Origin of the sequence: Mesorhizobium sp. LjRoot246 (assembly GCF_964254115.1) — a bacterium.
Classification (GTDB): domain Bacteria; phylum Pseudomonadota; class Alphaproteobacteria; order Rhizobiales; family Rhizobiaceae; genus Mesorhizobium.
The window spans coordinates 3,332,012-3,352,580 of sequence record NZ_CAXUSN020000001.1 but is presented as its reverse complement, the minus strand read 5'-3'; the positions used below and the strand labels follow the sequence as shown (position 1 = coordinate 3,352,580).

The 20,569-nt window shown below is 64.5% G+C and carries 18 protein-coding genes; 6 read left to right on the top strand and 12 right to left on the bottom strand.

The annotated features are described in order from the left end of the window. The first annotated feature begins 127 nt into the window (after positions 1 to 127). The gene (locus tag ACSQ3L_RS16175; protein ID WP_436160863.1) at positions 128 to 1,084 is read left to right on the top strand and encodes a Dyp-type peroxidase; all 957 of its coding nucleotides are present in this window, start codon (positions 128 to 130) and stop codon (positions 1,082 to 1,084) included. 64 nt (positions 1,085 to 1,148) lie between these two features. On the opposite strand, the gene ACSQ3L_RS16170 is transcribed toward ACSQ3L_RS16175, so the two are convergent. Together ACSQ3L_RS16170 and ACSQ3L_RS16165 are read right to left on the bottom strand one after the other, a co-directional pair. Further along, positions 1,149 to 1,670, bottom strand: a complete 522-nt coding sequence (locus tag ACSQ3L_RS16170) for a hypothetical protein (protein ID WP_436160862.1) — start codon at positions 1,668 to 1,670, stop codon at positions 1,149 to 1,151. A gap of 118 nt (positions 1,671 to 1,788) precedes the next feature. Next, on the bottom strand, positions 1,789 to 3,201 hold the full coding sequence (locus tag ACSQ3L_RS16165; protein ID WP_436160861.1) for an FAD-binding oxidoreductase: 1,413 nt from the start codon (positions 3,199 to 3,201) through the stop codon (positions 1,789 to 1,791). Positions 3,202 to 3,401: 200 nt separating this feature from the next. On the opposite strand from ACSQ3L_RS16165, the gene ACSQ3L_RS16160 reads away from it, so the two are divergent. Together ACSQ3L_RS16160 and ACSQ3L_RS16155 are read left to right on the top strand one after the other, a co-directional pair. After that, entirely contained in the window at positions 3,402 to 3,881 is a 480-nt protein-coding gene (locus ACSQ3L_RS16160; protein ID WP_436160860.1) for a thioesterase family protein, read from the top strand. Between the two features lie 235 nt (positions 3,882 to 4,116). Beyond that, positions 4,117 to 4,314, top strand: a complete 198-nt coding sequence (locus ACSQ3L_RS16155; protein WP_095087062.1) for a hypothetical protein — start codon at positions 4,117 to 4,119, stop codon at positions 4,312 to 4,314. Positions 4,315 to 4,343: 29 nt separating this feature from the next. On the opposite strand, the gene ACSQ3L_RS16150 is transcribed toward ACSQ3L_RS16155, so the two are convergent. Next, complete coding sequence (locus ACSQ3L_RS16150) at positions 4,344 to 4,823, bottom strand: Lrp/AsnC family transcriptional regulator (RefSeq protein ID WP_436160859.1); 480 nt, start codon at positions 4,821 to 4,823, stop codon at positions 4,344 to 4,346. A gap of 89 nt (positions 4,824 to 4,912) precedes the next feature. On the opposite strand from ACSQ3L_RS16150, the gene ACSQ3L_RS16145 reads away from it, so the two are divergent. Then, positions 4,913 to 5,812, top strand: coding sequence for an EamA family transporter (locus tag ACSQ3L_RS16145; RefSeq protein WP_436160858.1), 900 nt, complete (start codon positions 4,913 to 4,915; stop codon positions 5,810 to 5,812). Between the two features lies 1 nt (position 5,813). Here the strand turns inward: ACSQ3L_RS16145 and ACSQ3L_RS16140 are convergent, their stop codons facing one another. Both ACSQ3L_RS16140 and ACSQ3L_RS16135 read right to left on the bottom strand, forming a co-directional pair. Then, positions 5,814 to 6,701, bottom strand: coding sequence for a dienelactone hydrolase family protein (locus tag ACSQ3L_RS16140; protein ID WP_436160857.1), 888 nt, complete (start codon positions 6,699 to 6,701; stop codon positions 5,814 to 5,816). Between the two features lie 253 nt (positions 6,702 to 6,954). Continuing rightward, positions 6,955 to 9,270, bottom strand: a complete 2,316-nt coding sequence (locus tag ACSQ3L_RS16135; protein WP_436160856.1) for a glucose/quinate/shikimate family membrane-bound PQQ-dependent dehydrogenase — start codon at positions 9,268 to 9,270, stop codon at positions 6,955 to 6,957. Between the two features lie 254 nt (positions 9,271 to 9,524). Between ACSQ3L_RS16135 and ACSQ3L_RS16130 the strand changes: the two genes are divergently transcribed. Continuing rightward, positions 9,525 to 12,224 carry an ATP-dependent helicase gene (locus tag ACSQ3L_RS16130; protein ID WP_436160855.1) on the top strand — a complete coding sequence of 900 codons (2,700 nt, stop codon included), beginning with the start codon at positions 9,525 to 9,527 and terminating at the stop codon, positions 12,222 to 12,224. A 149-nt stretch (positions 12,225 to 12,373) separates the two neighbouring features. Here the strand turns inward: ACSQ3L_RS16130 and ACSQ3L_RS16125 are convergent, their stop codons facing one another. The 5 genes from ACSQ3L_RS16125 to ACSQ3L_RS16105 all read right to left on the bottom strand — a co-directional run bounded on the left by ACSQ3L_RS16125 (position 12,374) and on the right by ACSQ3L_RS16105 (position 17,350). Beyond that, positions 12,374 to 13,417 carry an ABC transporter permease gene (locus tag ACSQ3L_RS16125; RefSeq protein WP_436163461.1) on the bottom strand — a complete coding sequence of 348 codons (1,044 nt, stop codon included), beginning with the start codon at positions 13,415 to 13,417 and terminating at the stop codon, positions 12,374 to 12,376. Next, positions 13,417 to 14,211: an ATP-binding cassette domain-containing protein gene (locus ACSQ3L_RS16120; protein ID WP_436160854.1), complete on the bottom strand. Its 795-nt coding sequence runs from the start codon at positions 14,209 to 14,211 to the stop codon at positions 13,417 to 13,419. Before ACSQ3L_RS16120 ends, ACSQ3L_RS16125 begins: the two co-directional genes overlap by 1 nt. Before the next feature lie 86 nt (positions 14,212 to 14,297). After that, positions 14,298 to 15,311 carry a substrate-binding domain-containing protein gene (locus ACSQ3L_RS16115; RefSeq protein WP_436160853.1) on the bottom strand — a complete coding sequence of 338 codons (1,014 nt, stop codon included), beginning with the start codon at positions 15,309 to 15,311 and terminating at the stop codon, positions 14,298 to 14,300. A 102-nt stretch (positions 15,312 to 15,413) separates the two neighbouring features. Next, positions 15,414 to 16,322 (bottom strand): sugar phosphate isomerase/epimerase family protein, encoded by a 909-nt coding sequence (locus tag ACSQ3L_RS16110; protein WP_436160852.1) that lies wholly within the window; start codon positions 16,320 to 16,322, stop codon positions 15,414 to 15,416. Next, on the bottom strand, positions 16,319 to 17,350 hold the full coding sequence (locus tag ACSQ3L_RS16105) for a Gfo/Idh/MocA family protein (protein WP_436160851.1): 1,032 nt from the start codon (positions 17,348 to 17,350) through the stop codon (positions 16,319 to 16,321). Before ACSQ3L_RS16105 ends, ACSQ3L_RS16110 begins: the two co-directional genes overlap by 4 nt. Before the next feature lie 197 nt (positions 17,351 to 17,547). Between ACSQ3L_RS16105 and ACSQ3L_RS16100 the strand changes: the two genes are divergently transcribed. Continuing rightward, entirely contained in the window at positions 17,548 to 18,573 is a 1,026-nt protein-coding gene (locus ACSQ3L_RS16100) for a LacI family DNA-binding transcriptional regulator (RefSeq protein WP_436160850.1), read from the top strand. A gap of 49 nt (positions 18,574 to 18,622) precedes the next feature. On the opposite strand, the gene ACSQ3L_RS16095 is transcribed toward ACSQ3L_RS16100, so the two are convergent. After that, on the bottom strand, positions 18,623 to 18,937 hold the full coding sequence (locus ACSQ3L_RS16095; RefSeq protein WP_436160849.1) for a ferritin family protein: 315 nt from the start codon (positions 18,935 to 18,937) through the stop codon (positions 18,623 to 18,625). A 77-nt stretch (positions 18,938 to 19,014) separates the two neighbouring features. Beyond that, the gene (locus ACSQ3L_RS16090) at positions 19,015 to 20,568 is read right to left on the bottom strand and encodes a trimethylamine methyltransferase family protein (protein WP_436160848.1); all 1,554 of its coding nucleotides are present in this window, start codon (positions 20,566 to 20,568) and stop codon (positions 19,015 to 19,017) included. Position 20,569 lies beyond the last annotated feature (1 nt).

Genomic DNA, 20,569 nt, shown 5'->3' with positions numbered 1-20,569 from the left:
AGCTCCGAATGGGTTGATTGAAATTCTACCGCACTCTACCCGCATCCGCGTGTCGATAAAGAGGCAATTGATCCAGTTGCGTGATCTCAGGTGATCTGAAACAAATCCGGCGAAGCGGAGAAATCGGATGTCTGGGAAGAACTGGGATCGCGTGCCGATCGATGCGCAAAGTGTCGCCCCGCTGTCGCTTTCGGCGGTCTTTCTTGTCGTCACCGTCGCCAGCGAACAAAGCGCGCTCGCCAAGGTCGCCTCCGTCCTCGGCGGGCTCGACGATCTGGTCAAGACTGTCGGATTCCGCGATCTTTCCGGGCGACTGTCGTGCATCGCCGGCATCGGCCGCGATCTCTGGGACCGTCTCAGCCCCGGCCGGCGGCCGCTGGAGCTAAAACCGTTCGCGCCGATCAAAGGCGCGGTCCATTCGGCGCCGTCGACGCCGGGCGACCTTCTCTTCCACATCCGGGCCGAACGCCCCGACATGTGCTTCGAGTTCGAGCGCATTCTGCTCGACAATCTCGGCGACGGCGTGAGCGTCGTCGACGAGGTTTCCGGCTTTCGCTATTTCGATGCGCGCGACCTGCTCGGCTTTGTCGACGGCACGGCCAACCCGACAGGGCTCGATCTGCCGGCCTCGGCACTCGTCGGCGATGAAGACGCCGATTTCGCCGGCGGCAGCTATGTCGTCGTCCAGAAATATCTGCACGATCTCCAGGCGTGGGGGCGGACGCCGACGCCTCTCCAGGAAGAGATCATCGGCCGCACCAAGATCGACAACATCGAAATCGACGATGACGACGCGCCGCGCAAATCGCACAAATCGCTGGCCACCATCGAGGATGCCGACGGCAACGAATACGACATATTGCGCGACAACATGCCCTTCGGCCGGCCGGGGCTACAGGAGTTCGGGACCTACTTTATCGGCTATTCTAGGTATCTCTGGGTGATCGAGAAGATGCTGCAGCGGATGTATATCGGTGAGCCGCCGGGCGCTTACGACAGGCTGCTCGATTTCTCCACGCCGCACACCGGCACGACATTCTTCGCGCCCACCCGCCCCATGCTGCAGACACTTGTTGGCGCATAGGGAGGAGCCTGCGGCTGTGCGCTAGCTGGCGCCTCACCGATTTCACCCCGCGATTGTCAGGACCTCAGCGTGCGTCGTGCTTTGCCTGCGCCACCTTGGCGGCCTTGCGCTGCCGGCCGAGTTCCATCGGCCGGACCAGGTCCGGCGCCCTCTGGTTTGTTATTGCCCGCATGCCCCTACGTGCGGTGCGCGAGTTGAAAGCAGGGCCGTCGGCCGCAGCCCCTTGCTTGATGGCCAATGCCTTGCGCGCATTTTCGATCAGCGAAACGCTGGCCGCCAGCTGCCGGCGCCGTTCGGCCTCGCCGTTCAGCCGCCGCATGCTCATGGCCAGCACCGCGAGCTTCAGCTGCGAGCCGCCGTCGGCTTTTGAGGCGACAGTTCCTTTCGGCGCACCCTTGCCGCGGATTTCACGGCGACGACGATGCGCTTCGGTCTGCGCCTTGTCGCGCCGCTCCCGCAACAGCTTGACCAGGCCGGCAAGATCGGCGTCGGAGAGCTCCTGCACCGCCGGATGGTGCGATTTCTCCACCAGATCGTGCTCGTCGGCGCTCAGCGCGCGCGCTTCTTCCTTGCGTGAAATCGCCATGACATTCCTCCTTCGCTGGCGCACCTGTCTGTTCAGACCCTGCTACCGGCCAAGCCTCGGCCCGAATGGTGGCGCGGTCAAGACAGGCCGCCTGCGAACCTGGCGTTGGAAGATTCGCCTAATTTCCCGGCAAGATCTTGCCCGGGTTCATGATATCAAGCGGATCGAGCGCCTGCTTGATGGTGCGCATGATGTCGACGCCGTGGCCGAGTTCGTGGCGCAGGAAGCCGATCTTGCCCTGGCCGATGCCGTGCTCGCCGGTGCAGGTGCCGTCCATGGCGATCGCCCGCATGTTGAGCCGGGCGACGAATTTTTCCGACAGCGCGATCTCCTTGGGATCGTCCACATCCATCAGCACCAGCACGTGGAAATTGCCGTCGCCGGCATGGCCGACGATCGGCGCGATCAGGCCCATCTCGGCGATATCGGCTTCGGTTTCGGTGACGCATTCGGCAAAGCGCGAGATCGGCACGCAGACATCGGTCGACAGCCCCTTGGCGCCCGGCCGCAGCGTCAGCGACGACCAGTAGGCATCATGCCTGGCCTTCCACAGTTTCGTCCGTTCCTCGGCGACGCTGGTCCACAAGAACGGTCCGCCGCCATTCTCCTCGGCGATCATGCCAAAAGTCTCGGCCTGCTCGGCAACCCCGGCATCGCTGCCGTGGAATTCGACGAAGAGACATGGGCTCTCGGGATAATCGAGCTTCGAATAGTTTTTCATCGCCCGCATCTGCAACGCGTTGACCAGTTCGATGCGCGCCACCGGAATGCCCATCTGGATCGTCGCGATGACCGCGTTGCAGGCCGCCTCGACGCTCGGAAACGGGCAGACGCCACCCGAAATCGCCTGCGGGATGCCTTGCAGCTTCAAGGTCAGCGAGGTGATGATGCCGAGCGTGCCTTCCGAGCCGACCAGCAGCCGCGTCAGATCATAGCCGGCCGAGCTCTTTTTCGCGCGCTTGCCGGTCGTCACCGTCTCGCCGTCGGCCATGACGGCGGTCAGCGACAGCACGTTGTCGCGCATGGTGCCGTAGCGCACCGCATTGGTGCCGGACGCCCGTGTCGCCGCCATGCCGCCGAGCGAGGCATTGGCACCCGGATCGATCGGAAAGAACAGGCCGGTGTCGCGCAGGTGCCGGTTCAAATCCTCCCGCGTAACGCCGGGTTCGACCGTGCAGTCGAGGTCCTGCGGATTGACAGCCAGGATGCGGTTCATGCGCGAGGTGTCGACCGATATGCCGCCGCCCGGAGCGTTGGTATGGCCCTCCAGCGAGGAGCCGACGCCGAAGGCGATGACCGGCACGCGATGCGCGGCGCAGGCGCGCACGATCTCCTGCACCTCGGCGGTCGTCTCGGGGAAAGCGACGCCGTCCGGCGCCTGCGTCGGGATATAGGTGGTGGTGTGCGCGTGCTGCGAGCGGATGGCCTGGCCGGTCTGAAAACGCTCGCCAAGCTGTTGCTTGAGGATGCCGAGCACCGCCGCGATGCCTTCCTCGTTGCGTTCGACCGGATTGAGGTCGCTCAGAGCCATGAATTCCTCCGCGAATGGACCAGCGTCCACGCTTGTTATGCGATTATGGATGCCTAAAGCAGTTCCAGGAAAAGTGCGAAGCGGTTTTCCGTCCGGAATTGCGTCAAAACAACTAGATCGGTTCAGCGTTTCCACGAAACGATGAACCGATCTAGTCTTACCCGCCACGCTCTGTCCAGCGCCAGAACAAGGAAGTTTCGATGCCTGTCCCCGCCCCCTTCGTCTCCCAGCTCATGGATATCGAGAAGGACTGGATCGATTACAACGGCCATCTCAACATGGCCTATTACAACGTGCTGTTCGACCGCTGCTCGGACGACGCGTTCGAAGCTATGGGCATGGGACCGAACTATGCCAGGGATCGCCGCCTCACCATCTACACGGCCGAAGTCCATGTTTGCTACGTGCAGGAGCTGCATCTCGAGCACAAGGTCACGGTCTCGTTCCAGCTGATCGACCATGACGACAAGCGGCTGCGGGTCTACCAGGAAATCCGCCATGTCGACGGCTGGCTGGCCGCCACTTCCGAATCGCTGTCGCTGCATGTCGATATGTCCGGGCCGAAGGTGGCGCCCTTCCCCGCCGATGTGCTGGCCAGGGTCGAGGCCATGCGCGCCGCCCATTCGGCACTGCCGATGCCGGAACGCGCCGGCCGCTCGATCGGCATCAAACGCAGATAGGGCGAAGCCCACACTTCTCGCTCCCGGCTTCAAAGCCACACCCGCGCTCTAAAATCGCAGAACCCTCCAATCGGCCGGCGGCGGTGCTTGAAGCGGCTCGGCGCCCACGTTAACCTTACCGAGGTTTTAACGGGAACAAGCCATTTGAGCCATTGAACGACTCAGCGGAGCGGTCGAAAACGATCCGCATGGGTTGCGATACGGGCGGCGCGGCGAGCCGGTTCGAGGGACGTGCATGAAAACCGACATCAAGGTCGAAGTGGACAGGCTGGTCGCCGATCCGCGCATCACCGACTATGATTTCTGGCGCTCGCTCAAGAACGTCAACAACGAGATCTTCCACATCGCCAACAACAACGAGCCGATCCCGTTCGACATGATCCGCTGGCGCGCCATCCTGAAGCAGGCGCGCATGAAGCGCGGCCACGCTTAAAACCTTCGAACCGAACAATCCCTTCGCCCTCAAGCCTGGCGCTTCACCGCCCCCAGCGGCGAACGCGCCACCACTGGCGACGACTGGATGATCGCCGTATTGGTCATGGCATAAGGGATGATGCGGTCGATCACCCGCTCAAGATCGGCCACCGAGGCGACATGCGCCAGCGCGATGAAACAGTCCTCGCCGGTCACCCGGTCGCATTGCACGATCTCGGGCAGTTCGCGGATGATTTCGGCCACGACAGCCAGTTGCCCCGGCACCGGACGGATGCGCAGCCATGCCGACAGCGGCAGGCCGAGTGCGGCGGGGTTGATCCTGACCGAATAGGCCTCGATGACGCTGCTCTCCTGCAGCCGCTTGATGCGCTCTGCCACGCTTGGCGCCGACAGGCCGACCGAGCGCGCGAGTTCCGCCGTGCTGATGCACGCGTCCTTTTCCAGCAGGCACAGGATCTTCATATCCGCGGCATCCAGGTCGGCGCTTTCAGTTCGAAGGCGTTTCATCAAAAACTCCTTTCTTCCGGGAGAAATCTCGCCGAAAGAGCCAATCATCACCCATATAAACAGGCGAACCCGCCTGCGATACTGATCCGATGGATGATCAAACGCAAGCTCTCGCGGCCTCTCCCGGCTCCACCCTCGGCAGGCTCGCGGAAAGACTGCCGCCGCAGGTCTGGTTCGGTGTCAGCGCCGTCTTCCACTATCTCGGCCCGGCATTCGCCGTGCTGCTTTTCCCGCATGTCGGCGTGCTCGGCATGGCATGGCTACGCATTGCCAGCGCCGCGCTGATCTTCGCACCGCTGACCCGTCCATGGCGGATCTTCGCCCGCGCCGATCGCCCAACGCGGCTGCTTTTGCTGGCCTTCGGCGCCTGTTTAGCGGTGATGAACTGTTCGTTCTACCTGGCGCTCGACCGCCTGCCGATCTCGCTGGTGGCGGCGATCGAATTCGTCGGCACCATCGGCGTCGCGGCGATCGGCCTCAGGAGCCCGCGCAATCTCGTCGCCCTTGCCGTCGCCGTCACCGGCACCTTGCTGCTCATCGACGTTAAGTGGTCTGATGATCCCCTTGGGCTGTTCTGGGCCTTCCTCAACGGTGCGCTGTTCGTCTGCTACATCGTGCTCGGCCACCGCGTCGCTCGCTCGGGCGCAGGCGACGGTATCGCCGGCCTGGGTGCAGCCATGGCGATCGCCTTCATCGTCGTGCTGCCGATCGGCCTGACCGACGCGCTACCTGCCTTTTTCTCAGCGCCGCTGCTGCTCGCCGCTATTGGCGTCGGCATCTGCTCTTCCGTCATTCCCTACATATGCGACCAGCTCGCCATGTCGCGGCTGCCCCGCGCGAGCTTCGCGCTGATGCTGTCGCTGCTGCCGGTCACCGCGACGCTGATCGGCATCGTCGTGCTGCGTCAGATTCCAAGTTTTACCGATTGCCTCGGCATTGCGCTGGTGGTCGCGGGCGTCGCCTTCCACAAACCAGCGAACACGGATTAGCCTATGCCAATTTCTGCTTGAGGAAGGCGATCGTTCTGCCCCAGGCGAGGTCGGCCGCCTTCTTGTCGTAGCGCGCCGCCGATGTATCGTTGTTGAAGGCGTGGTTGGCGCCTTCATAGACATAGACCGAGTATTCGACATGCGCCGCATCGAGCTCCTTCTTGAAGGCGTCGATGCCGGCATTGGTGCGCTCATCCAGCCCCGCATAGTGAAGAAGCAATGCCGCCTTGATCTTCGGCACGTCGGCGGCCTGCGGCTGCATGCCGTAATAGGCGACGGCAGCGCTGAGATCGGGCGCGTTGACGGCCAGCATGTTGACCGTACCGCCACCCCAGCAGAAGCCGATGGCACCGACCTTGCCGTTGCCGTCCTTGTCGGCCTTGAGGAAAGCGACGGTCGCTACACCGTCGGCGACGGTCTGCGCCGGATCGAGCTTGGCGAACATGTCGCGCGCCTTGTCTTCATCGGCCGGCGTTCCGCCGAGCGGCGACAGGAAATCCGGCGCCAGCGCCACGAACCCTTCCAGCGCCACGCGCCGCGTCACATCGCGGATATGCGGGTTGAGGCCCCTGTTCTCGTGCACGACGATCACCGTGCCGAGTTTGCCCGATTGGCCCACCGGCTTGACCAGATAGCCCTTCATCTCGCCGCTGCCGCCGGGATAGCTGATATCCTCGCCCTTCACCCGCGGATCGTTGTCGGCGACGATTGCCGCTTGCGCCGAGTTTGCCGCCAGAAGCGGCGCGATCGCGGCCGCAGCCGCACCCGATCCGGCAAGCCGGGTCAGTTGCTCCATGAAGCGGCGGCGATCGAGCGTCAGATGCGTGTATTCGTCATAGGCGTCGATCATCGCCTGGGTAATGACGGGATTGGTGTCGGGTTTCGTCATGGATGGGCTCCTCGGCTCCGGGCTTCGACTCCCCAGCTACATAGGGGCCAAGCCGGCATGATCCAGTCGAGCACCCATCACGGCCGTCGATCGTTTCGCGGTGCTTGGGCGGCTCGGTCAAGCCAGAAGAACGTCCTGCATTGTTAGCTGGTGTCGCCCCGCCCTCATCGCCCTGCCCGGCAGGGTGATGAGGGGCAGCGCCTACTTTGCGAGAAAGCAAAGTCACCCTCGCAAACTGCCGTCGTTAGGAGCCCTACTTCGGCAGCGCGTAGGCCATCACATAGTCCCCCGGCTTGGTCCCGACCGAGCCGTGGCCGCCGGCGACGATGACCACGAACTGGCGACCGTCGGCGACCGTATAGGTCATCGGCGTCGATTGCCCGCCGGCCGGCAACCGTGCCTGCCACAGCTGTTTGCCAGATGTCAGGTCATAGGCGCGCAGATAATCGTCGACCGCCGCACCCAGGAAGGCGACGCCGCCAGCGGTGATCATTGGTCCGCCGATGCCGGGCACGCCGACCTTTAGCGGCAGCGGCAGCGGCGTCATGTCGTAGACCGTGCCGTTGCGGTGCTTGTAGGCGATGTTGCCGGTCCTCAGATCGGCGCCTGCGACATAGCCCCAGGGCGGCGCCTGGCAAGGAATGCCGAGCGGCGACAGGAACGGCCCCATCACCACCGCATAGGGCGCACCCTCGTTGCGGTTCAGCCCCTGCTCGCTGCCGCGACCTTCGTCCGGCGGCGGCACCTGATCGCGTGGGATCAACTGCGACTTGAACGCCAGATAGGTCGGCATGCCGAACAGCACCTGGCGCACCGGGTCGACTGCGACGCCACCCCAGTTGAAGGTGCCGAAATTGCCGGGATAGACCAGCGAGCCCTGGACGGAAGGCGGCGTATAGCGGCCCTCATAGCGCAGACCCTGGAATTCGATCCGGCAGGCCAACTGGTCGAACATGGTGAGGCCCCACATGTCGGCGCCGGTGAGCGGCTTCGGCATGAAGGTAAGATCGGAGACCGGCTGCGTCGGCGATGTATGGTCGCCCTCGATCGCGCCGCCGGGCGCCGGCACTTCGTTGACCGCGATGACCGGTTCGCCGGTGCGGCGGTCGAGCACATAGAGGTCGCCCTGCTTGGTCGGTCCGACCAGCGCCGGCACCACAGTGCCGTCAGGCTTGGTGATGTCGATCAGGCTCGGCTGCGCCGGTACGTCCATATCCCAGAGGTCGTGGTGCACGGTCTGCCGCACCCAGCGCACCTGCCCGGTGTTGAGGTCGAGCGCGGTGATCGACGACGAGAACTTCTCGACGTTGGCGCTGCGCCCCGCGCCGAGTTGATCCGGCGTCTGGTTGCCGAGCGGCACGTAGAGCAGGCCGAGCTTCTCGTCGGCGCTCGGCGTCGACCACATGTTGGGCGAGTTGGCGGTGTAGGTCTGGCCGGCCGCCAGTGGCGTCGTCTGCTCCGGATTGCCGGAATCCCAGTTCCACACCAGCGCGCCGGTGGCCGCGTCGTAGGCGCGGATGACGCCGGACGGCTCCTGCGTCGAATAATTGTCGTTGACCGCACCGCCGACGATGATCTTGCCGCCTGATATCAGCGGCGCCGAGGTCGAGTAATAATAGCCCGACTTCGGATAGGGCATGTTGGTCAGAAGGTTCAGCGTGCCGCCCTCCGCGAAAGCCGGACAGACTTGCCCGTTGGCGGCGTCGAGCGCGATCAGCCGCGCATCCGAGGTCGGCAGATAGACACGGGTCGCACAGGGCTGGCCGGCGGGGCCGGCTGCATCGGCATAATACGCCACGCCGCGGCAAGTCTGGTGCTGGCGGTCCTTGTCGAGTTTGACCTTGGGATCGAAGCGCCATTTCTCCTTGCCGCTCGCGGCGTCGATGGCGATGGCGAAATTGTGCGGCGTGCAGATGTAGAGCGTGTCGCCGATCTTCAGCGGCGTCACCTGATAGGTGGTCTCGCCGACGTCGTCCGGTCCCTTCACGTCGCCGGTCTGGTAGGTCCAGGCCGGCTGCAGCTTGGCGACATTGTCCGGCGTGATCTGGTCGAGCGGCGAATAGCGCTGGCCGAACTGCGTGCGTCCGTAGTAGTGCCACTCGCCGGCCGGCACGTCGTTGCCGAGATTGGCGTTGGCGACCACCTTATCGGTGGCGAGTTCGCCGGCAATGTCCTTCGGATCTGCCGTCATCGAATAACCGGCGACGGCCAGCGATGCCAACACGGCAAGGATCAGCGGCGCGCGCGCGTCAGGTCCGATAAGACCGCGCCTCGCCCATGGCGTCAGCAGCCATAGGGCCACTAGCACGATGATGCCGCCACGCGGGCCGAGCTCCCACCAGTCGAAGCCGATTTCCCACACTGCCCAGGCCAGCGTGCCGAGCACGATCGCCGCGTAGAGCCACAGCGCCGTCGACCTGCGCCGGTAGAGCAGCCAGGCGGCGATCAGGAAGGCGAGACCGACGATGATATAGTACCAACTGCCGCCGAGCATCGCGAGACGGATACCGCCGCCGCCAAGCGCCAGGCCAATAAGCAAGAGAATGAGGGAGGTGATGGTGACAGCCAAGATGATACTCCTTCGACTGTTGCGCGCCGCGCGGCCATGGGCAACCCCGCATTGCGTCGCTGCCCGGAGTACAACTTTCTCCTGACGGTCCCGCCTGTCAAGCACAGGCCATGAGCGCAAGCGGTAATGTTTGTTCCATCGCAACTGGTGATAACATCGACCGCAGCGCGAGCGAGGCAGCCAATCAGGCACTTTAGCGGAACAAAACGTAGACAGTTCTGGTCTTTCGCCACCGAATCACTACATTCGGGGCGATGTCCGGCTTTTCCGAAGACATGCCCTTTTTCGATGAACCCAATGCGCGGCCCTCGGCCCCGTCGGGCATTGCCGCGCGCGCCATGGCCGCCCGCAGCGGTCAAAACAATGCGCCCGACTATCTGAAGGGGCTGAACCCGGAACAGCGACTGGCTGTGGAAACCACCGAAGGCCCGGTTCTGGTGCTGGCCGGCGCCGGCACCGGCAAGACCCGCGTGCTCACCACCCGCATCGCCCACATCCTCGCCACCGGCAAGGCCTTCCCCTCGCAGATCCTTGCGGTGACCTTCACCAACAAGGCCGCGCGCGAGATGAAGATCCGCATCGGCGTCCTGATCGGCGAAGGCAATGTCGAGGGCATGCCCTGGCTTGGCACCTTCCACTCGATTGGAGTGAAGCTGCTGCGCAGACATGCCGAACTTGCCGGCCTGCGCTCCGACTTCACCATCCTCGACACCGACGATGTGGTGCGGCTGATCAAGCAATTGATCCAGGCCGAGGGGCTGGACGACAAGCGCTGGCCGGCCAAGCAGTTCGCCCAGATGATCGACGGCTGGAAGAACAAGGGCCAAGGCCCGGCCGACATCGCAGAGGGCGATGCCCGCGCCTTCGCCAACGGCAAGGGCCGCGAACTCTACAAGGCCTATCAGGAGCGGCTGAAGACGCTGAACGCCTGCGACTTCGGCGACCTCCTGTGCCACCCGATCCGCATCTTCCGCGCCAATCCGGACGTGCTGAAGGAATACCACAAGCGCTTCAAATACATCCTCGTTGACGAGTACCAGGACACCAACACCGCCCAGTACATGTGGCTGCGGCTGTTGGCGCAGAGGCCTCAAGGCAAGCCAATCTCCCCCCTAGAGGGGGAGATGTCCGGCAGGACAGAGGGGGGCGCCTCGCACCGACAGGCTGGAGGGACAGCGCCCCCCTCTGTCGCCTCCGGCGACATCTCCCCCTCTAGGGGGGAGATCGGGCGCTCTTCGACTGAGACCCGCGCCACCGTCAACATCTGCTGCGTCGGCGACGACGATCAATCGATCTATGGCTGGCGCGGCGCCGAGATCGACAACATCCTGCGCTTCGACAAGGATTTTCCCGGCGCCACCATCATCCGTCTGGAGCGCAACTACCGCTCGACCGCGCACATCCTTGGCGCGGCCTCCCACCTCATCGCGCACAATGAGGGCCGTTTCGGCAAGACGCTGTTCACCGACCGCAACGAGCCGGAGGACGGCAAGGTGCATGTCCACGCCGCCTGGGATTCCGAGGAGGAAGCCCGCGCCGTCGGCGAGACCATCGAGGCCTATCAGCGCCAGAAGCACAATCTCAACGACATGGCGATCCTGGTCCGCGCCTCCTTCCAGATGCGCGAATTCGAGGACCGTTTCGTCACGCTCGGGCTCAATTACCGCGTCATCGGCGGCCCGCGCTTCTACGAGCGCATGGAAATCCGCGATGCGCTGGCCTTCTTCCGCGTCGTCGCCCAAGGCGCCGACGACCTCGCCTTCGAGCGTATCGTCAATGTACCGAAACGCGGCCTTGGCGAGGCCACCATCCGGCAGATCCACGACACGGCCCGTGCGCTGCGCATCCCGATGCTGGAAGCCGCCGCCAAGCTCGCCGAAAGCGACGAGTTGAAGCCGAAACCGCGCGCGGCCCTGCGCGAAGTGGCGGCCAATTTCGAGCGCTGGCAGAAGGCGTTGGAAACCACGCCACACACCGAACTCGCCGAGACCATCCTCGAAGAGAGCGGCTACACCGACATGTGGAAGAACGACCGCTCGGTCGAAGCGCCCGGCCGGCTGGAAAACTTGAAAGAGCTGATCCGCTCCATGGAGGAGTACGAATCGCTGCGCTCCTTCCTCGAGCATGTCGCACTGGTCATGGACGCCGAGCAGAATGCCGGGCTCGATGCCGTCAGCATCATGACGCTACATTCGGCGAAAGGCCTCGAATTCGAGACCGTCTTCCTGCCCGGCTGGGAGGAAGGCCTTTTCCCGCATCAGCGTGCGCTCGATGAGGGCGGCCGCTCCGGGCTGGAGGAAGAGCGGCGGCTGGCCTATGTCGGCCTGACCCGCGCCAAGAAGAACCTGCATCTGTGGTTCGTCTCCAACCGCCGCATCCACGGCCTGTGGCAATCAACCATCCCGTCGCGCTTCCTCGACGAACTGCCGGAAGCCCATGTCGAGGTCGCCGAAAGCGGCAACTCCTATGGCGGCTATGGCAATTCCTATGGCGGCGGTTCTTTTGCCTCCGGCCGCGGCGGCCAGGGCGCGGGACGGCAAAACCCCTATGGCGCCTCGCGCTTCGACACCGTCGGCGCTGACAGCGAAAAATCCGGCGCCTTCTCCAACACCTACGCGACGCCCGGCTGGCAGCGCGCGCAGGCCAACCGTACCGAGGCGACCGATCGCAACTGGGGCTCGCGCTCCGGCCATCAGGTCGAGCGCATCGGCTATGGCGAGACGGATTCCGGCTACGGCGCCGGCCGCACCTCGGTCAAGGGCCGCACCATCGACGGCGAACTGGTCGCCAAATCCGTCTCCGACACGCCCTCCGCCTTCAACGTCGGCGACCGCGTCTTCCACCAGAAATTCGGCAACGGCAACATATCGGCCATCGAAGGCAACAAGCTGACCATCGACTTCGACAAAGCCGGCCAGAAGCGCGTGCTGGACGGGTTTGTCGCGGCGGTGTGAGGGTGGCGTTTTCCCGCGGACAGCTCCCACCTTCGTCATCCACGGGCGGAGCAGGAGCGTAGCTCCGTCGCGGAGACCCGAGGATGACGAAACGATGGGCGTCTGCGCCAATCGTCAAGGTATGCGGTCCGCCAGCGAAACAGTCCCGCTCACCGATATCGCGCCTGGTTCCACTTATGCCCCAGCAGCGACAGGATAATGATCAGGCCGTTGAAGAACTGCACGTAGAAGCCGCTCAGGCCCGCCGCGACGACGCCGGTCTGGATGAACGACACGGTGACGGCGCCGATGGCGCCGCCGACGACGGTGCCGATGCCGCCCCAGGTCGGCGTGCCGCCGACGAACACGGAGGCCAGCACCGGCAGCAGATAGCCGTCGCCGGCGGTCGGCCACCAGGTGAAGTTGATCATCACCGAGAAGGTGCCGGCGATCGCAGCCCCGATGCCGACGAAAACGAACACTTTCACCCGCACGCGCTTGACGTCGATGCCCATCTGCTGGGCGCTGTCTGGATTGTCGCCCACCACCCTCACCTGCGCGCCGAAGCGGTGGCGGTTGTAGAGCATCGCCGACAGCACGACGAAGCCGATGGCCCAGAAGATCTGCACCGGAATGCCCAGGACCTGGCTGGAAAAGATCGTGTAGGCCCAGCTGTCGGCAAGGCTGGTAAACGCCATCGACTTGCCCTCGTTGATGATCTGGATCAGGCCGCGCAGCAGGAAATTCATGCCGAGCGTCGCAATCAGCGACGACAGCCCGCCATAGACCACCAGCGAGCCGACCAGGAAACCCAGCAGCATGCCGGTGACGAGTGCAGCTGCGATGCCGAGGAACGGATCGTAGCCGGCCTGCACGACCAGTGCGAAGACCCATGAGGCAAAACCCATCGTCGCCGGAAACGACAGGTCGATCTCGCCGCAGGTGACGACGAAGACCAGCGGCACCACCACGAACAGCGCCACCGGCAGCGTCGTCAGCACCGAACGGTAGAGATACCAGGTGGTGAAGACGGTCGGGTTGGCGACGATGAACACCGCCATCATGATGATGAACACGCCGAGCGTGCCGAGCGAAGCGCGGTTGTCGAGGATGAAGCCGCGCATCCAGTGATCGGACGGGTGCCTCCATTCCTTCTGGGAACTGGGAATGCCGGCGGACGGCTCGTGCAGATCAGGCTCCATGGTCTTGCTCATCATGCTCTCTGCTCCGCGTCGCCGGCATCGTGCAGTCCGGCCAATCCGCCGGGGTGCGCGACCTCTTCCATGAAATTGATAAGCTCTTCCGCCGTTTTGACCTCGCTGCGATCGGTCGTCAGTGCGATCTTGCCACGGTCCAGCACCACGAAGCGGTCGGCGATGTCGAAGACGTGATGGATGTTGTGGCCGATGAACAGGATCGAGCGGCCGCTCGCCCGCACCTGGCGCACGAAATGGAACACCTTGGCGGTTTCGGTCAGCGACAGCGCCGTCGTCGGCTCGTCGAGGACGATCAGCTCCGCCTGCTTGTAGATGGCGCGTGCGATCGCCACGCCCTGGCGCTCGCCGCCCGAAAGCTGGCCGACGATCGACTGCGGCGTGAACACTTTCGAGGTGAAGCCGATCTCGCGCATCAGCCGGCTCGCCTCCTCGATCTCCTTGTTGACCCTGAGAAAGCCCATGAAGCCGGTCAGTTCGCGGCCCATGAAGATGTTGCGCACGATGGTCTGCTGCACGGCCAGCGCCCGATCCTGGAACACCGTCTCGATGCCGGCCTCGCGCGAGCGCGCGGCACTCCATCCGGTCACCGGCTTGCCGCGCACGAGGATTTCGCCGCTGGTCGGCTTGACCACACCCGACAGGATCTTGATCAGTGTCGATTTGCCGGCGCCATTGTCGCCGATCAGGCCGACCACCTCGCCGCGATCGACGCTGAGATTGACCCCGCCCAATGCATAGACATGGCCATAGGATTTGCTGATGTCGCGCAGTTCGATGAGGCGTTCGGCCATCGGATCCTCGCTTGATTGTCTCTTGTCGGCCTTGTCGCCGGCGGTCCCGCCGGCCGGGGCCTGATCCCAGCCGGCGGCTTGGGAGGTCAGCGCAGCGCCTGTTTGGCGAGTTCGGCGACGATCTCGTAATTGTCGGGCGTGACGAAGCCGGCGCCGGTGTCGACATTCATCGGCGCCAGCCCCAGCACCACCTGCTGGCAGAGGCTGAGGATCGGCAGATAGCCTTGCAGGAACGGCTGTTGGTCGGCCGTGAGCTGCACCCAGCCGCCCTTGAAACCCTCGACGATCTGCGGGCTGGTGTCGAAGCCGAAGTTGAAGATTTCGCCCGCCTTGCGTCCCGCCGCCTGCATGTAGGTGGGGACGTTGCCGAGCATCTGCCCGCCGGGATAACCGACCGCCTTGACGTCGGGATTGTTGAGCAGTGCCGCTGTGATCACCGGAATGGCCAGATTGGGATCGGACGCCCATTCGCCACTCGGCGGCGAGGACAGCTGGATGACCTCGACGCCGGCCTCCTTGAGCGCTGCCACCGTGCCGCGCTCGCGCGCGCCCCGGCTCTCATTCTCGAACGGACCGATCATGATCGCCTTGTCGCCGGCCTTCAGCTTAGCCAGCTTGAGCGCCTCGGCGCCGAGCGCGCGGCCCTGCTGCTCCTGCTGGGCGCCGACATAGCCGCCGCCGAACGCTTCCACCACCTTCGGCACCGGCACGTTCTGGTACATCATCTTGATGCCGTCCTTATGCGCCTGTTCGGCCAGCGGCATGATCGACGCGTCACCCGGATGGCCCATCATGGCGATGCCGTTGGGCTTGACCGCGACCGCCTCGCGCAATTGCTGCACCATCTTTTCGATGTCCCACTGGGAGAAGATGTAGTCCACCTTCGGCCCGAGATCGGCCTCGGCCTGCTTGGCGCCATTGTAGACGATGGTGCCGAAGGCGTCGCCCTCGGCGCCGCCGACGAAGAAGCGGATGTGGACGTCCTTGCACCATTTGGCGTCGAGCGCCTGCGCCGGCAAGGTGGAGATCGCAGCGGCAAGCACCGTGGCGGCGGCCACGACGGTCGAGCGCAGAACTGTCCTTCTCATCGTCATGCTCATGCACTTATCCTCCCTTTTTGTCCTCGCAAGCCGAGGGTTTGGCGTTCGTTTCGGCGCAGCACCACAGTTTTTACCAGTCGGCTCCTCCCGCCCGGCCTGCGGTCACACCGGGTTCGGCAGATAGGTAGCTCCTCCCCGGCATTGCTTCAGATATTCCAGCGCCCGCACCTGGCCGGTGATTTCCAGATCGTCGCGATAGACAGGGTCGTGCCAGCCTTCGATATCGATGGCACCCTTGTATCCGGCCAGCCGCAATTCGCTGATCACCCGCGTCCAGTCGCTGTCGCCGAAGCCTGGCGTGCGCATCTGCACGAACGGCAAGCCGCCGAACACGCCATGCTCGCGGATGACGTCCCAGCGCACCGTCGCGTCCTTGCCGTGCACGTGGAAGATGCGCGGCGCCCATTTGCGGATCTGCGGCATCGGGTCGATCAGATAGACGAGCTGGTGGCAGGGCTCCCATTCCAGCCCGAGATTGTCGTCGGGCACTTCGTTGAACATCAGCTCCCAGGCGTCCGGATTGTGCGCGATGTTCCAGTCGCCGGCGGCCCAGTTGCCGTCCATGGCGCAGTTCTCGAAGGCGATGCGGACGCCTTTGTCGGCGGCGCGTTTGGCCAGCGGCTCCCAGACTTCCTTGAAGCGCGGCAGGCTGTCGGTCAGCTTCTTGCCGCGCAGGCGGCCGGTGAAACCGCTGACCATCGAGGCGCCGAACAGATGGGCGTTGTCGATCACCGTTTCCCAGGCCTGGAGCACGCCGCGATCGACATCGCCGCTCTCCAGCGGATTGCCGAACACGCCGAGCGAAGACACGGTGACGTCGGCATCGCCGATCGCCTCGCGGATCTGGCCGGCGAGCCGCGGCAGGTCCTTGCCGCCCAGCGTCTGCCAGAAGAAGGGCTGGATGCTCTCGAAGCCGAGCGGCAGGATCTGTTTGATGTAAGCCGCCGGGTCGTCGAGATTGGCGCGCACCATGGTGCCGATCCGGATGTCGAGAAGCGGGTTGGGCATCATTGTGCTTCCTCTGCGATTGCAACGCGGCGTCCGGTTTCGGCGCTCTCGATGGCGCCGAAAACCATGGCCAGGCTCTTGATGTTGTCGGCGCCGCGCGTTTCCGGCTCGGTGCCGGTCTCGATGGCGCGGACGAAATCCTGGATGATGCCGAGATGGCCGCCGATGCGGTCGGACGCGTCGAGCGGCGGCACGTCGATTGGCTGGGTTTTGTCGATCAGGCCGTCGCGGCCTGACACCACCACTTCTGCCTTCAGCCCGTCATGACCGTCCCAGATGAGGCTGCCGCGCTCGGCAACGATACGCCATGCGCTCTCCCAGCTGGTGCGAAAGCCGGCCGCGCACCAGCTGCCTGCGTAGGTGAAGACCTTGCCGCCGCCGAGATCGAAGACCGCACTGGCCGACGATCCCTGCCGGTACCAGGAATTGGCCGGCTCCCATTCCTGGCAATGGACGCCGGCGGGCTCGCCATTGACCATGTAGCGTGCGGCATCGAAGGTGTGGATCGCCATATCGAGCAGCAGCACATGGGCCATCTCCTCGCGAAAACCGCCGAAATGCGGCGCGACGAAGAAGTCGGCGTGGATGCTGGTCGGCATACCAATGGCGCCGGAGTCCAGGAACCTGCGGATGCGTCTGACATTGGCGACATAGCGGCGGTTCTGGACGACGGCGTGGACGCGCTTTGCCCGGCGCGCGGCCTCGACGATGGCGCGCGCATTCTCCGGACTGTCGGCGAGCGGCTTTTCCGTCAGCAGATGGCAATTGTGGGCGAAAGCGGAAAGCGCAACCTCGCGCCGCGCGGCGGGAACCACCACATCGAACACCGCTTGCGGTTTGGTCTGGTCGAGGACGGCATCAAGACTGGTGCCGATGACGGCATTGGCGAGGTCGTATTCGCGCGCCCTCGCCCGCGCCCTGTCGGCGTCGAGGTCGACAAGGCCGACAATAGCGAGCCCGTCGAGCTGCCGCGCGGCATCGAGCCAGGCCTTGCTCATGGCTCCGCAGCCGACCAGGACGGCATTGATCATCCAGCAATCCTCCTCCCCTTCGGCCCCTCCAGGCCGAAGTCACGGCGTTCACGGCATCACCGTAAACGTTTTTCCGTAAACGTTTACGAGAACACACCCGAAGGCGTAGAATGTCAATTGGCCGTTGGCGAAAATCGTCTTATCGCCTTGGCCTGAGCGGCTACCGGTGCTAGCCAAGCAAGGGGGAGTACAGTCACTTGGCATCCAGCATTCACGACCTTGCCCGTCACCTGAACATTTCGATCGGCACGGTGTCGCGGGCGCTGAACGGCCGCGCCGACGTCAATGCCGACACGCGCCAGCGCGTGCTCGAAGCGGCCAGGACGCTCAACTATTCGCCGAACCAGTCCGGCCGCAGTCTCAGGCAAGGCGCCACCCATTCGATCGCCTTCATGCTGCAGCCGCATCCGGGCGACCTGGAATATGGCGAGCCGTTCTTCATTCCGTTCCTGACCGGACTGCAGGCCAAGCTCGCCGAAAGCGGGCTCGACCTGATCGTGGTCATGGGCGCGCCGGGCGACTACCAGCAGGAACGCCTGCGCCGTGTCGTCGAGACGCGTCGCGCCGATGCGGTGCTGCTGGCCTGGACGCGGCGCGAGGACGAGCGCATCGACTATCTCACCAAGGCCGGCTTTCCGTTCGCCACGCTCGGCCGCAGCCGCTCCGGGGCCAAGTCCTACCCTTCGCTCGACCTCGATTTCGAGAAGGCCGGCGCCGACGCGGTCGACCGCCTGGTGGCGCGCGGCCACCGCCGCATCGCCGCCGTCCGCCCGTCACTCGACCTCAACTTCGGCTATCTGTTCATGGCCGGCTACCGCAAGGCCCTGAAGCGGCACGGCATCGAGGTCGATCCCGAGCTGATCGCGTCCGGCTTCATCAACGAGGCTGGCGGCTACGAGGTGACGCCGCAGGTCATGCGCTCCAAGGACCCACCGACCGCCATCATCTTCAACAATGACGCGATGGCGCTTGGCGGCTGCAAGGCTCTGGCAGAGATGGGCATCAGGCCGGGTCACGACATGGCGGTGACCGTCATCGTCGACACGCCGCTCTGCCGTTATTTTTCCCCGGCGCTGACCGCCTTTCGCCCCGCGCTGGAGCCGATGGGACAACGCCTCGCCGAAATGCTGCTGGCGTCGCTTCCCGCCTTCGCCGGTCCGGAAGGTCCGCGGATCATCCGCGAGGTCTGGCCGCTGGAACTGGTCGCGCGCGACAGCGATTGATGGTGACGGGAGTTGCGCCGGATCGGCCGTGAAATTTGCCTGGCAGAACTTAGTCCACCTTCTTCTCGCCCTTCTCGCCGGCCTTGACGATGTCGCCTGACGTAAACAGGATTTCCTTCAGTTCCGCCCGCCAATCTTCCTTCTGGCGCAGCAGGAATTCGAGATCCATGCCGAAATGCTTGAACTCCTCGCCTTGCGCATTCTGCATGATGGCGCGCGCCTGCGGGTCCTTCTCCACCGACATGCGCTGTTCGTACCAGCTGATCGCTTCCGCCTCCTCGATCAGCGAGGTGATCATGCGGGCAAAGGTCCGCACCTTCTGCGACAGCTCTTCAGGCGGTTCGTGATACTGGTCGAAACCCATGTCGTCCTCCGTCAGGCCTTTCCCATGAATGCCCGGAAGCGACGCCGGTTCCGCACCCACTACAATTCCGACAGTGGTCACGACACCGGTGCGGCTCCGCCCTCCTCGGTGCGCCGCGCGATGAATTCGTCCAGCACGCCTGATGTGGCGGCAGCCGAAGCCGGCGGCACGAAATCGGCAAGTGTGCGTTTCCAGACGCCGGTGGCGCGCTCGCTCGCCGTCTTCGAGCCACTTTGCGTCCAGTTGCCGAAATTCGACCAGTCGGCCACCAGCGGTTCGTAGAAGGCGGTGCGGTAGCGCGCCATGGTGTGGCCGGCCGAGAAGAAATGCCCGCCCGGCTGCACCTCGGCGATCGCCTCGAAACCGATGGCATCGCTGTCGCCAGGCGTCGCGGTACAAAGTTCAGCCACCGTCTGCAAAGCCTCGATGTCGGTGACCAGCTTTTCAAAGGAAACACTCAAGCCCCCTTCGAGCCAGCCAGCGGCATGGATGCACATCGTCGCCCCGGCCAGCACCGAACCCCACAGCGCGAACTGCGTTTCGTGCGCGGCCTGTGCGTCCGAGACGTTGGCCGCACTGCCGCCGCCCGATCGCCACGGCAGTCCGGTGAAGCGCGCCAGCTGGCCGGCGCCCAGCGTCGCCTTGACATGCTCAGGCGTGCCAAAGGCGGGCGCCCCGGATTTCATATCGACATTGGAGGAGAACGAGCCGTAGACGACCGGTGCGCCCGTTCGCACGATCTGCGCCAGCGTCAGTCCGGCCAGCGCCTCGGCATGCTGCAGCGTCAGCGCGCCGGCGACCGTGATCGGCGCCATGGCGCCCGCAAGGCAGAACGGCGTGATGACGGAGACTTGCCCCGCCGCAGCGAAATCGATGATGCCTTGCGCCATCGGAATGTCGAGCTGGCGCGGCGAGTTCGTGTTGATGACGGTGTAGCAATGCGCGCCCGCCCGAAATTCGTCCTCCGACAGGCCGCGCGCCAGCCGCAGCATCTCGAATCCGTCCTCGACCTGTGGCGTGCCGCGCGCGAAAATGAACGGGAGCTTGTCGGACAGCGTCAGCTGCGCACGATTGACGGCATAATGGCGAAAGCGGTTGTCGACATCCTGCGGCTCGATGCAGGGTCCCAGCATGTGCAGCACGTCGAAATGCTGCACCAGCCGCATCAGATCCTCGAAATCGGCGAGCGTGCCCGGCCGCCGGCCGCGTTCGAGGTCGGTGACGTTCGGCGCTCCGCTCCCGGCCAGGAACGCCATCGAGCCGAGTTCGAGCGTCAGATCGCGGGCGCGGGAACCGGCATGGACATGGATCGACTTCGGCGCCGAGGCCAGTGCCGCCGTCACCATATCGCGACCGATGCGCACCATGTTGGTGTCCGGATCGATCAGCGCGCCGCCGCTGGCGAAATGCTCGCGCGCTTGCGGCAGCAGCACCTTGATACCGAGCTCTTCCAGCACCCGCAGCGCCGTGTCGTGGATCGCGGCCACCTGATCGTCGGAAAAGATCGGCTGCGGCAGGAAGGGGTTCTTCAGCGAATGGTAGTTGGGGCGGCGGCTGCTTTCGCTGCCGGCCTCGCCCGTGCGTCCACGCCGGCGCTCGCGCCTGACATCACGTGCCGCGTCATCGACCATT